This is a genomic window from Pseudomonas sp. NyZ201, assembly GCF_049860765.1.
GTDB lineage: Bacteria > Pseudomonadota > Gammaproteobacteria > Pseudomonadales > Pseudomonadaceae > Aquipseudomonas > Aquipseudomonas bharatica.
The window spans coordinates 854,565-866,510 of record NZ_CP187557.1 but is presented as its reverse complement, the minus strand read 5'-3'; the positions used below and the strand labels follow the sequence as shown (position 1 = coordinate 866,510).

Annotated in this window: 11 protein-coding genes and 1 other RNA gene; 4 read left to right on the top strand and 8 right to left on the bottom strand. The window is 62.6% G+C overall.

The genetic code is table 11. The annotated features are described in order from the left end of the window. The first annotated feature begins 43 nt into the window (after positions 1–43). The 3 genes from ACPFMA_RS03970 (at position 44) to ACPFMA_RS03960 (ending at position 2,379) form a co-directional block, all read left to right on the top strand. Positions 44–322 (top strand): hypothetical protein, encoded by a 279-nt coding sequence (locus ACPFMA_RS03970; RefSeq protein WP_009394338.1) that lies wholly within the window; start codon positions 44–46, stop codon positions 320–322. A 92-nt stretch (positions 323–414) separates the two neighbouring features. Beyond that, positions 415–806: a transfer-messenger RNA gene (gene ssrA, locus ACPFMA_RS03965) on the top strand. Positions 807–1,077: 271 nt separating this feature from the next. After that, the gene (locus ACPFMA_RS03960) at positions 1,078–2,379 is read left to right on the top strand and encodes an MFS transporter (protein ID WP_080604699.1); all 1,302 of its coding nucleotides are present in this window, start codon (positions 1,078–1,080) and stop codon (positions 2,377–2,379) included. Between the two features lie 138 nt (positions 2,380–2,517). On the opposite strand, the gene ACPFMA_RS03955 is transcribed toward ACPFMA_RS03960, so the two are convergent. From ACPFMA_RS03955 to ACPFMA_RS03920, 8 genes are all read right to left on the bottom strand, one after another. Then, positions 2,518–3,381 (bottom strand): aldose 1-epimerase, encoded by an 864-nt coding sequence (locus tag ACPFMA_RS03955; protein WP_064303356.1) that lies wholly within the window; start codon positions 3,379–3,381, stop codon positions 2,518–2,520. A gap of 24 nt (positions 3,382–3,405) precedes the next feature. Further along, positions 3,406–4,329, bottom strand: coding sequence for an EamA family transporter (locus ACPFMA_RS03950; protein WP_425929721.1), 924 nt, complete (start codon positions 4,327–4,329; stop codon positions 3,406–3,408). Positions 4,330–4,387: 58 nt separating this feature from the next. Continuing rightward, positions 4,388–5,668: a TRAP transporter large permease gene (locus ACPFMA_RS03945; RefSeq protein ID WP_009394346.1), complete on the bottom strand. Its 1,281-nt coding sequence runs from the start codon at positions 5,666–5,668 to the stop codon at positions 4,388–4,390. Further along, complete coding sequence (locus ACPFMA_RS03940; protein ID WP_064303354.1) at positions 5,669–6,196, bottom strand: TRAP transporter small permease; 528 nt, start codon at positions 6,194–6,196, stop codon at positions 5,669–5,671. A 60-nt stretch (positions 6,197–6,256) separates the two neighbouring features. Then, positions 6,257–7,222, bottom strand: a complete 966-nt coding sequence (locus ACPFMA_RS03935) for a TRAP transporter substrate-binding protein (protein WP_009394349.1) — start codon at positions 7,220–7,222, stop codon at positions 6,257–6,259. A 67-nt stretch (positions 7,223–7,289) separates the two neighbouring features. Next, the gene (locus ACPFMA_RS03930) at positions 7,290–8,171 is read right to left on the bottom strand and encodes a glucurono-1,5-lactonase (protein ID WP_064303353.1); all 882 of its coding nucleotides are present in this window, start codon (positions 8,169–8,171) and stop codon (positions 7,290–7,292) included. Between the two features lie 25 nt (positions 8,172–8,196). After that, a complete protein-coding gene (locus ACPFMA_RS03925; protein ID WP_425929720.1) occupies positions 8,197–9,003 on the bottom strand; it encodes an NAD-dependent epimerase/dehydratase family protein in 807 nt (268 codons plus the stop codon). A gap of 119 nt (positions 9,004–9,122) precedes the next feature. Beyond that, positions 9,123–10,361 carry an OprD family porin gene (locus ACPFMA_RS03920; protein ID WP_009394352.1) on the bottom strand — a complete coding sequence of 413 codons (1,239 nt, stop codon included), beginning with the start codon at positions 10,359–10,361 and terminating at the stop codon, positions 9,123–9,125. Between the two features lie 606 nt (positions 10,362–10,967). On the opposite strand from ACPFMA_RS03920, the gene ACPFMA_RS03915 reads away from it, so the two are divergent. Continuing rightward, on the top strand, positions 10,968–11,945 hold the full coding sequence (locus ACPFMA_RS03915) for an AraC family transcriptional regulator (RefSeq protein ID WP_420058311.1): 978 nt from the start codon (positions 10,968–10,970) through the stop codon (positions 11,943–11,945). Position 11,946 lies beyond the last annotated feature (1 nt).

Here is an 11,946-nt window from a genome sequence, read left to right as displayed (position 1 = left end):
ATCAGGCCCATTTCCCGAGGCCTTCCCAGCCAAGGAGATTCACATGAAGCGTACTGCGATTACCGGACTGTTCATGACCGCCGCACTGCTTGCCTCCCCTGTGTTCGCGGCGGATGACCTGTGTACTGCCAACCTGCAGAAGATCGACGATCAACTGACCAGTCTTGGCGCCACATCCGAAGAGCTGGTCAAATCGGTCAAGGAACAGGCCGACGACGCACGCGCCGCGAAAACCGCCGGCAACGACAAGGACTGCATCGCCCTTACCACCAAGGCCCTGCAGGACCTGCAGAACACCACCAAGGGTGGCGGCAGCGAGTGAGCCCGCGCATCCGGGCGATGGTATACGTCGCCCGGATGGCGTATACTCCGCCTTACGCGCTTGAGAAAGCGCTCGCTTAGAGCAGTAAAAATGGGGCCGATTAGGATTCGACGCCGGTGATGAAACTCTAGGTGCATGCCGAGTTGGTAACAGAACTCGTAAATCCACTGTTGCAACTTTCTATAGTTGCCAATGACGAAACCTTCGAGGGTTACGCTCTCGCTGCGTAAGCAGCCGAGCCCGCCCTTCTGGTAGCTTCGGCTCCAGCAATCATCAGGGGATGCCTGTAAACCCGAAATGATTGTCATACAGAACAGGATCGCCGTGCAGTACGTTGTGGACGAAGCGGCTAAAACTTACACAACTCGTCCAAAGCACCCTGCCCGTCGGGCGGCTGCGGATTAACTCAATAGACACGGCTAAGCATGTAGTACCGACAGCGGAGTACTGGCGGACGGGGGTTCAAATCCCCCCGGTTCCACCAAATACGCAAGACAGAAAGGCCCTTTCGCGAGGTTCGCGAAAGGGCCTTTTTTGTTGCCTGGATTTCAACCTCCTCACGGACCATACGCTCAAGAGATCGTATGACAACACGCACAAAACCGCGTAGACACAAGCCATCAGCCTGAATTCGCGCAATTCTAGTTGTACGACGACGCACAACATGCCATTCTTTCCTGGAAACATTTTGTCTCACTTCGCCATGCCAGCACCGAGACAAGCACCGCACCTCTAAAAATAACGCCAGGTGAACCATGAAAATAAAAGGCATCCGTTGGTGGATGGTCAGCCTTGTTACGGCTGGGCTCGTCGTCAACTACCTCGCTCGCAACACCCTGTCGGTGGCCGCGCCCACCTTGATGACCGACCTCTCCATCTCCACCGCCGAATACGCCAAGATCGTGGCCGCCTGGCAGTTCTGCTACGCGCTGATGCAGCCGATCGCCGGCTGGTTGATCGATTTCATCGGCACCAAGCTCGGCTTCGCCGTGTTCGCCCTGGCTTGGTCCGTCGCCTGCGCCGGTGCGGCCCTGGCCAGCGGCTGGCAGAGCATGGCGTTCATGCGCGGGCTGCTGGGGATGACCGAAGCCGCCGGCCTGCCCGCCGGGGTCAAGGCGACCACCGAATGGTTCCCGGCCAAGGAGCGGTCGGTGGCGATCGGCTGGTTCAATATCGGTTCGTCGTTCGGTGCGCTGCTGGCGCCGCCGCTGGTGGTCTGGGCGATCCTGCACAGTGGCTGGCAACTGGCGTTCGTGCTGGTCGGCGTGGCGGGGATCATCTGGACACTGCTGTGGATGCTGCTCTACAGGCACCCGCGCGACCAGAAGCGCCTGAGCGAAGAAGAACGCGACTACATCCTTTCCGGCCAGGAAGCCCACTTCAAGCAGGAAAAACGCGAGAAAGGCGCCTGGAAAAAGATCTTCAAGACCCGCAACTTCTACGCCATCGCCTCGGCGCGCATCCTCTCCGAGCCGGCCTGGCAGACCTTCAATGCCTGGATCCCGCTGTACCTGATGACCGAACGGCACATGAACATCAAGGAGATCGCGATGTTCGCCTGGCTGCCCTTCCTCGCCGCGGATATCGGCTGTGTGCTCGGCGGCTACCTGAGCCCGCTGTTCCACCGTTACCTCAAGGTATCGCTGTTCACCTCGCGCAAGATGGTCCTGGTATTCGGCGCCAGTTGCATGATCGGCCCTGCCTGCATCGGCCTGGTGGAAAGCCCCTACACCGCGATCCTGCTCCTGTGCATAGGCGGCTTCGCCCACCAGACCCTGTCCGGCGCGCTGTACTCGATCACCTCGGACTCCTTCACCCGCGACCAGGTGGCCACTGCCACCGGCATGGGCGGGATGTGCGGCTACCTCGGCGCCACCGTATTCACCCTGGCTTTCGGCATCCTGGTCACGCAGATCGGCTACAGCCCGCTGTTCGTGGTGCTGGCGGCGTTCGATGTGATTGCTGCGTTGCTGGTGTGGAAGGTGGCGAAAGAGGTGACTGCGGTGCCGGCTCCACGTCCGGTCGCTTCAGCCGGGGGCAACCAGGCGATCGCCTGATCCAACAACAGACAAGGACCGCACTCGCGGTCCTTTTTTATTGATCAAACACACCCCTCTGGGAGCGGGTTCACCCGCGATTGCGGTAGTGAATCCACCATAGCAATCGCGGGTGAACCCGCTCCCACAGGGTCCTCTTCAAGCAGGCAGATACTGCAACCTGAACCCCAGACTCGCCTCCTCCCCCTGCTCCAGCAACCGTAACCCCGGCCGCCCCGGCAAATGATGGGCATTCACCGGATGACTCACCGGCTCGACACAGAAAAACGGCTTGTCCTCAGGACAGAACAGCAGGAAGTAGTCCGCCCCGGTAGCCCGGCATTCCAGCCGATACCCCGGCTGTTCGATCACGCACTCACCGGCCCAGCCACTGAACGCATGATCCACCTGCCGTGCCGGCAACCCGGACAGTTCGGAGAAGCGCCAGTCCTCGGGAATCTCTGCCTCGTACCAAGGCAATCGCCCTTGCTCTCCCAGCCACACGCTCCGCGCCGGCGCGAGCAAGCGGGTCTGCGGATACCGCGGAAAATACGGATGCAACCCCAGCCCATACCAATTGGCCTGTTCATCCAGATGGGTCACGTGCAGGTCCAGGTTCAGGCAACCCTCATGCAGATGCACATCCAGGGTCGCCTGGTAGGCAAAGGGCCATTTGCTATCGAGGGTCAGCCGCGCCCGCCGCTCACTGTGATGATCCACCTGCCAGGCCTGTTGCCAGGCGCTGCCGTGGATCGGATAGGGATCATGGTCGGTATTCGGCGCCAGCACCTGCCAGCCATCCGGGCGTTCGAAGCCGCCTTCGGCGATACGGTTGGACCAGGGTAACAGCGGGTAGCAACCCAGTCGGCGCGGCGTGCCAGCGGCTTTCGCCTGGTCATCGGCGTGGCGCAACAGCGCTTCCCCGGTCGCCTTCACTTCCCAGTTGACCAGGCTGCCGCCCAGCCCCGGGGCAATGCTGAGGCGGGTCAGGCGGTCTTGCAGGTACAGCTCGCTCAAGGCCATCGAAGGCTCCTGTGGATAAAGGGCTCAGCCACTCTTGCGCCAGGTCAGCAGGGCGATGCCGCCTACCACCACCGCGCCGCCGAGCAATTGCAGGCCACTCAGTTGTTGGTCGAGCAAGGCCCAGCCCAGCAGCATGGTGGCGATGGGTTCGATATTCATCACCGGCGCGTTCTGCGCCATGTTCAGCCGCGGTACGCAGACGAACAGCAAGGTGAAGGCGATGCCGTAGAGCACCACCAGGCTCGCCAGCGCCAGCCAGCCTCCCGTTGTGCCCGGTGCCGACAAGCCGCTGGGCATCACCCCGCTCACCCCGGCGATCAGCATGCTGGAGAAGACGATGACCAAGGTCAGCAGGCTGCGCACCGGCCCGCGCATGGCGGCCAGCTTGTGATCGGTTATCCACAGCGCGCAGGCAAAGGCACAGGCCGCGCCGAAGGCCAGGCTTACGCCGAGGGTCCAGTGCGGATTGGCCTCACCGCTGTCGAACAGCCGCGCCGGCACATCCAGGGCCAGGACCAGCCCGCAGAGAATCAGGCCCATGAACAGCACGCTACGCCCCGTCGGGCGCGGCCCACCCAGCGCCCAGGTCAACAGCGCGAGCAGCATCGGAAAGGTATTACCCACCAACAGGGCAAGGGCCACGGGGATCCGCGCCACGGCCGAATACAAACAGAGGCTCTGGGTCGCAATCAGCAAGCCCAGCAGCAATTGCCAACGCAACGCTCCGGCCGGCAGCCCCAGTGGCTGACGCTGCCAGGCCAGCAATCCGGCCAGCACCAGCAAGGTAATCCCGGATCGACAAAGAATCGCCAGCAACACCCCGGTGCCGTCATCGAAAGCGAAGCGCGCGGCGATATGGTTGCCGGCGAAGGAACAGGCCAGCAACGCCAAGAGCGCGATCGCCAGCTTGCGCGGAAACAGCCCGGGTGCAGCGGAAGGAACAGCCATGTGCGAAATCCATATGCGAAAAAAAGGCGGGCCAGTACCGGCCCGCCCAAATGACCGCTTACAGCACGACGCTGGGCAGCCAGAGAGAGATTGCAGGGATGTAGGTCACCGCCATCAGCACCATGAACAGCGCCAGGTAGAACGGCAGCAGCGCCTTGACCGTGGACTCGATCGAGACCTTGCCGATGGCCGAGCCGACGAACAGCACCGCGCCTACCGGCGGCGTGATCAGGCCGATGCCGAGGTTGACCAGCATGATCATGCCGAAGTGAACCGGGTCGACACCGATGCCGTTGATCACCGGCAACAGGATCGGCGTCAGGATCAGGATCAGCGGCGCCATGTCCATCACCGTGCCCAGCAGCAGCAACATGAAGTTGATGCACATCAGGATCACGTAGCGGTTATCCGACAGCGTCAGGAACGCCGTGGTGATCTTCGACGGGATCTGCATCAGGGTCATGACATAGCCGAAGCTGGCCGCGAACCCGATCAGGATCATCACGATGGAGATGGTCCGCACCGTGCGGTGCATCAGCTTGGGCAGGTCGCGCCATTTGTAGTCGCGGTAGATGAACATGGTCACGAAGAATGACCAGACCACCGCTACCGCCGCCGACTCGGTCGCGGTGAACACGCCCGAGAGAATCCCGCCGAGGATGATGACCATGGCCATCAGGCCCCAGAGCGCCTCGCCAGCGATCTTCAGTGCCTGGCGCAGCGGGATCACCTCGCCCTTGGGGTAGTTGCGCTTTTTCGCGAAGAGCAGGCACAGGCCCATCATCACCGCGCTGAGCAACAGCCCCGGCATCACACCGGCCATGAACAGCGAGGCGATCGACACCGTGCCGCCCGCCGCCAGCGAGTAGAGCACCGAGTTATGGCTGGGCGGCGTCAGCAATGCCTGCACCGAGCCGCTGACGGTCACCGCGGTGGAGAATTCGCGCGGATAGCCCTTGCGTTCCATTTCGGGAATCAGCACCGAGCCCACCGACGCGGTATCGGCAACCGACGAACCGGAAATCGCCCCGAAGAAGGTCGAGGCCATGATGTTGACCAGCGACAGCCCGCCACGCACGAAGCCCACCAGCACCCCGGCGAAGGCCACCAGGCGCCGGGACATGCCGCCCTCGGCCATGATCGCGCCGGCCAGGACAAAGAACGGAATCGCCAGCAGCGAGAATTTGTTCACCCCGCTGGCCACCTGGATCATCATCGCCTGCAGCGGGATGTCGATCCACCAGGCGCCGATCAGCGCCGCCAGGCCCAGGGCATAGGCCACCGGCATGCCGATGAGGATGAGCAGGATGAAGCTGCCCAAAAGAATGAAGGCATCCATTTATGCAGCTCCTTCGTTTTCTTCCACCAGGTCGAAGCGCACCACCTTGCGATGGCTTTGGTCGCCCAGCATGAGTTTTTCCAGCACGAAGCTCAGGGTCAGCAGGCCACCGACCGGAATCGGCGCGTAGGTCATGCCTACCCGTATGCTCGGCAGCGTCGCCAGGTACTGGTTCCAGGTGGTGACGCACAGCTTGAAGCCGTACCAGGTCATGAACAGGCAGACCAGGACCATCAGCACCTGCACCAGCACACCAACCAGGCGCCGCGGCAATGGGGCGAGGCGATCGGTGATCATGTTCACCGCCATGTGCGCGCCTGCGCGGTAGCTGGCGGCGGCGCCGACGAAGGTGAACAGCACCATCAGCAGGATCGATACCGGCTCTGGCCAGCTGGAGCCGGTACCCAGCACGTAGCGGGCGAAAATGCCCCAGGGGATGATCAACGACATGGCCAGGATCGACAGGCCGGCAACCCAGATGCAGGCGCGGTAGAGCACGTCGTTCAGGCGCAGGAAAAGCAATTTCATAGGCATCACCAAAGCGGCCGCGCGGCACGGGCCGCACGACCAGGGTCGATGTGGGAGGGATTACTCGACAGCGTCGATACGCTTCATCAGGTCGGCGTACTGCGCGCCGTATTTCTCGCGGACCGAAGCGGTGGCGTCATAGAACGGCTTCTTGTCGACGACGATGAACTCGACGCCGGCAGCCTTGAGCTTCTCTTCGCTGGCAGCGGACTTGGCGTCCCAAAGCGCGCGCTCTTCGAACTGCGCCTCGCGTGCGACCTTCTTGACCAGTGCCTGCTGGTCCGCAGTCAGCTTGTTCCAAGTGGTCTTGGACATCACCACCGGCTCCGGCAGGATCAGGTGGGCGGTCTGGGTGAAGTACTTGGCGTTCTGGTAGTGGTTGTGCTCGAGCAAGGTCGGCGGGTTGTTCTCGGCACCGTCGATCACCCCGGTCTGCAGGGCGCTGAAGATTTCCCCGGTGTCCATGGCGATACCGTTGCCGCCCATGGCATTCATCATGTCGAGGAACAGCGGGTTGCCCTGCACGCGGATCTTCATGCCCTTGAGGTCTTCCAGCGAACGCACCGGCTTCTTGGTGTACAGGCTGCGGGTGCCGCCATCCATCCAGGCCAGGGCGACCAGGTTGAATTCGGAGTTGGTGATCTTGTCGAGGATTTCCTGGCCGATCTCGCCATCGATGACCTTGCGCATATGCTCATGGTCACGGAACACGAACGGCATGTTGAACACGTTCACGTCCGGCACCACCGGACCGACGATGCCAAGGCTGACCCGGGCCATCTGCACGGCGCCGATCTGCGCCTGCTCGATCACTTCCTTCTCGGAGCCCAGTACGCCGCCGGCGAACATCTTGAAGGTGATTTCGCCATTGGTGGCCTCTTCGAGTTTCTTGCCCATGTTCTGTTCGGCGACCACGGTCGGGTAACCGGCCGGGTGCACGTCGGCGAACTTGATATCCAGGGCGAAGGCGGACGCGGAGAAGGCGAAGGGAAGCGCGGCAAGAAGCAGCTTGCGTTTGAAAGTCATGGTGAAGCTCCGTGTTTTGTTGTTATCCGGTTTGGCTTGTATGACGGCAGGTCGTGCGGTGTAGCGTTTAATAGCGCGCGGCGGGTTCCTCCAGGCCTTTGCTGCCGGGATCAAGAGCGAACACACCGCCAGCCAGGGGCTGGTCGGCGAGGTCGATGCCCGCCGGGCGGATCGAGGTGACGAACAGGGTGTCGAGGTTGGCGCCACCGAAGGCGCACATCGCCGGTTTTTTCACCGGCACGGGCAACGAACGGTCGAGACGACCGTCAGGGGTGAAGCGGTGGATCAATCCGGCATCGTTGCCGCAGATCCAGTAGCAGCCGTCCTGGTCGATGGCCGCGCCGTCCGGGCGGCCGGGATGTTCGTGCATATCGACGAAAACCCGGCGGTTGTGCGGCGTGGCCGTGTCGATGTCGTAGTCGAAGACCCAGACCGTCTGCACGCTCGGGTGCGAGTCCGACAGGTACATGCGCCGGCCGTCCGGGCTGAAGGCCAGGCCGTTGGGCACCAGCATGCCCTCGAGCTGGCGATGCAGGCGGCCTTCGCCGTCGTGCCGGTACAGCGCGCCGACGGCGGCGCCCTGCTGCATGTCCATGAGCATGGTGCCGGCCCAGAAACGCCCTTGGCGGTCGCAACGCCCATCGTTGAAACGCATGCCGTCGCGGGCATGCTGCACCGGGCTGAGCTGGCGGCTGTCGAGGCGCCCTTCAGCGCTGGTGGTGACCTGGAAGATGCCGCTTTCCATGCCGGCCACCCAACCGTCGCCACTGCGGGCGATGCAGGCGAGCATTTCCTCGCCCTGCCAGACCCGGTGCGTACCATCCGCCGCGCTCCAGCGATGAAGCTGCCGGGCGGGGATGTCGGCCCAATACAGGGCCTGCTCGGCGGCGTGCCACACCGGGCTTTCACCGGTGCCGTTGCGGGCGTCGACGATCAGTTCGCATTTCATGGGCCAAGCCTCCTGGCGCGCGGGATCAGTTGAACGGTCCGGCCGCGACGAAGGCGCCGCCCTGGTAGACCATCGAGGGATCATCGGCAGGCGGCGCCGGCTGGGCCTCCACCTGGGCACGGAAGACTTCGGAGGTGTCCTTGGGCACGTAACCGAGATGCTCGGCGTAGCGGTTGTCCCACCATACGGTGCGGTTGTCGGATGCACCGAAGACGACGGTGTGGCCGACGTCGGGTGTAGTCAGGCCGCGCTGGATCAGTTGGGTCAGGTCGTCGTAGCTCAGCCAGGTGCAGAGCATGCGCGGGTTCTGTGGCTGGTCGAAGGAAGAGCCGATGCGGATGCTGACGGTCTCGATGCCGTAGCGATCGAAGTAGAAGCTGGCGACGTCCTCGCCATAGCACTTGGACAGGCCGTAGTAGCTGTCCGGACGACGCGGGGAACGGGCGTCGATACGCTCGTCCTGGCGATAGAAACCGATGGTGTGGTTGGAGCTGGCGAAGATCACCCGCTTCACCCCGTGCTTGCGGGCCGCCTCGTAGATGTGGAACACACCGCAGATGTTGGGGCCGAGGATCTCTTCGAAGGAGTGCTCGGTGGACACGCCGCCGAAATGGATGATGGCATCGACACCTTCGACCAGCGCATGTACCGCCGCCTTGTCGGCGAGGTCGCAGTTCACTACCTCTTCATGGGGGCCCGCGGCAGGAGTCATGGGGCTGATATCGGAAAGGCGCAGCACCTCGGTAAAGCCTTGCAGGCGCTCACGGAGGATCTTGCCCAGGCCGCCTGCGGCTCCGGTGAGCAGCAGGCGCTTGAAGGGAATGGTGGTCATGGCCGGCCCTTGTTGTCTGATTTGTTGTAGGTTGTCGTATGACTTTGACGATTATCGACAGCGATCCGCCTGCCTGTCAACGCTTGGTTGCGGGGATCGCGGTGCGACCCCCGCTTCGATCACAGCAGCGACAGCGGATAGTTGAAGATCAACCGGTTCTCGTCGAATTCGTTGTTGCTGTAATCGCGACGGATACTGGAGTTGCGCCAGCGGATGCTGAGGTTCTTGAAGGTTCCGCTCTGGATTACGTAGGCCAGTTCCGACTCCCTTACCCATTCCTTGCCATCGGTGATCGCCCCGGTGTGTACGTCCTTGCCGCTGATATAGCGGTTCATCAGGGTCAGGCCCGGAATGCCGACACCGGCGAAGTTGAAGTCATGGCGGACCTGCCAGGAACGTTCTTCCGAATTGTCGAAGCTGGAGTTGTAGCTGTCGTTGGCCAGGGTGCCGCCGCTGGTGCCGTTGACCCGCATCCAGGTATTGCCATCGACCCGCTGCAGGCCAAGCCAGAAGGTGCTGCTGCCATATTTGGCGGAGAACATGCCCGAGTAGGTCTTGTTGTCCAGCTTGCCGGCGCGGGCGGCGCCATCGTCGTCGCCGTGGAAATAGCCGAGGTTGGCACCGAGTGTCCAGTCACCGACAGGCTGCAAGTGGCTCACCTGCAGGTACTGCTGCTCGTAGACATCCTTCAGCACCGCATTCCACAGGCCGAACAGGGTACGGTCCTGATTGAACTTGTACTCGCCACCGACGAAGTTGAAGCGGTCCGACACCCCGCCGCCGTAGCTCATGTCGTCCATGCTCGCGTCGTTGCGCGGGCTGTTGCCGCGGAACTGGCCGCCGTAGAGGGTCAGGCCGGCGATCTCGTTGGAGGTGACCTGGCCACCGCGGAAGGTCTGCGGCAGGGAGCGGCCGTCGTCGGAGCGCAGGATCGGCAATACCGGCATCCACTCGCCGACCTTCAGCTCGGTTTTGGAGATGCGCATCTTCCCGGCCACTGCCAGGCGCCCGTAATCGTCAGCCGGACGTCCGTCGTCATGTCGCGGCAACAGCGCAGTGCCGTAGGTACCGCCACCGCCATCGAGCTTCACCGACCACAGCCCCAGCACATCCGCGCCGAAACCCACGGTGCCCTCGGTAAAGCCCGAGCGGGCGTCGAGGATGAAGCTCTGGGTCCACTCCTCCGCCTTGCTCTGCGGGTTGCTCGGGTTGGTGAAATTACGGTTGATGTAGAAGTTGCGCAGGCCGAGGGTGGCCTTGGAATCATCGATGAAACCGGCGGCGCTGCCGGTCATCGGCAGGCTGGCGAGCAGGCCGGTGCCGAGCAGGGTGAACGGAAGGGTGTGGCGGATTTTCATTATTGTTGTGCTCCCTGAGGGTGTGGCAGTCCGCCCTTCCGGGCGCGCATCGGCGACCTGCGGCATGGGGCGGGTGGCGTGGGGTGGAACCTGGGGTTCGCGCGGGTCAGTTGCCCACGACGAAACGCGGCGAACCGAAAGGGCTGGCCGGGCAAACCGCAAGAGGGGAGGTGCGCTGAGAAGACGAAGGTGATGTCGACATGGGCAGGTTCACTGTTTTTAGTTGTTGTTGTGTGTTGTCGTACAACATGTCGAATTATTAGCAAGGCCGCGATGGGGTGTCAACGCTCAAGCAAGGGCGGACTTGGCGATTGGCTTTGAGTTCATGAGGCAGATCTGGAGACAGGGGCTCTACTGCGCGGGTTGAGCAGCAGGCAAAGACATACGATGACAACCCGCGAATTGACCTCGGTCCTGTGGGAGCGGGTTTACCCGCGATTGCTATGGTGAGCTCACTGATGCAATCGCGGCTGAACCCGCTCCCACAAGGTCCCTGCAAGTCAAAGAGTCATTTTTTCCATGAGCGACAGTAGCGGGCACGATCATCAGGCTGTAACCCCCCTTCCCTATCCTGCTTTTTTCCCCAGAATCCGCCGAAGACCAACAATGCATCCGGACCCAGCCAGCCCTCGCCAGTCCTTCATGATCCGCTCCGACAACATGAGCACCGACGATTTCGGCGCGCTGTTCACGCGCATGTTCGGCGATCTGTACGCCGGCATGCCGCGCCCGGATCGGCAGGTCGCCATTGCCGGGGTCTACGGTCGCTATAACGGTGTGAGCGTGCGCAACCTGAGCTTTCGCGGCGACCTGCGCACCGGCCTGCCCGACGCCGAGGACGAGATCACCTTCGTTTTTCCCACCGCAGGACGCATCGTGTTCAGCCATTCCAGCGAGATCGTCGGCACGCCCCGGATCGGCTTGGCAGTGGAGAAAACCGCGGTCAAGTCGGTTAACTTCATCGACGGCCATTCCCAGTACGGCATGTCCATCCGCCGCTCGATCTTCGCCCGTCGCCTGTCGGTCCTGCTGGGCAAGCCCATTCTCCGGCCCATTCGTTTCCACTCCATGGTGGATCTGGCTGCGGACGCCTTCCAGGGCATCAAGGCCATCGTCGGCATGGCTACCGGCAACGCGTTCGACCAACTGATGACCGCCAGTTCGCTGATGCCCGGCCGCCTGCAGGAAATGCTGGTGGACTCGGTGCTGGAAGCCTGGCCGCACACCTACAGCGACGAACTGAAACGCCCGCAAGCGCTGATCGCCCCGCGCCATGTGAGACAGGCCATGGACTACATCCAGGCCCATCCCGACGCCTTGCCCAGCGGCAGCGAACTGGCCGAACTCAGCAATATCAGCCTGCGTGCGTTGCAGGACGGCTTCCGTCGTTTCGTAGGTACCTCGATAGTGTCCTATCAGCGCCAGGTGCGCCTGCAACGGGCCCATGACGCCTTGACGCAGGATCCCTCCCGCTCGGTAAGCGAAATCTCGCTGGCCTTGGGCTTCAGCAATGTCGGCCGCTTCTGCCAGTACTTCCAGAACGCCTACGGCATCAGTCCAGCCGACCTGCGCGACGGGTCTTGAA

Coding starts and splice junctions, on each gene's coding strand:
- ACPFMA_RS03970 (WP_009394338.1), top strand. CDS start 44: ATGAAGCGTACTGCGATTACCGGACTGTTCATGACCGCCGCACTGCTT.
- ACPFMA_RS03960 (WP_080604699.1), top strand. CDS start 1,078: ATGAAAATAAAAGGCATCCGTTGGTGGATGGTCAGCCTTGTTACGGCT.
- ACPFMA_RS03955 (WP_064303356.1), bottom strand. CDS start 3,381: ATGGCCTTGAGCGAGCTGTACCTGCAAGACCGCCTGACCCGCCTCAGC.
- ACPFMA_RS03950 (WP_425929721.1), bottom strand. CDS start 4,329: ATGGCTGTTCCTTCCGCTGCACCCGGGCTGTTTCCGCGCAAGCTGGCG.
- ACPFMA_RS03945 (WP_009394346.1), bottom strand. CDS start 5,668: ATGGATGCCTTCATTCTTTTGGGCAGCTTCATCCTGCTCATCCTCATC.
- ACPFMA_RS03940 (WP_064303354.1), bottom strand. CDS start 6,196: ATGAAATTGCTTTTCCTGCGCCTGAACGACGTGCTCTACCGCGCCTGC.
- ACPFMA_RS03935 (WP_009394349.1), bottom strand. CDS start 7,222: ATGACTTTCAAACGCAAGCTGCTTCTTGCCGCGCTTCCCTTCGCCTTC.
- ACPFMA_RS03930 (WP_064303353.1), bottom strand. CDS start 8,171: ATGAAATGCGAACTGATCGTCGACGCCCGCAACGGCACCGGTGAAAGC.
- ACPFMA_RS03925 (WP_425929720.1), bottom strand. CDS start 9,003: ATGACCACCATTCCCTTCAAGCGCCTGCTGCTCACCGGAGCCGCAGGC.
- ACPFMA_RS03920 (WP_009394352.1), bottom strand. CDS start 10,361: ATGAAAATCCGCCACACCCTTCCGTTCACCCTGCTCGGCACCGGCCTG.
- ACPFMA_RS03915 (WP_420058311.1), top strand. CDS start 10,968: ATGCATCCGGACCCAGCCAGCCCTCGCCAGTCCTTCATGATCCGCTCC.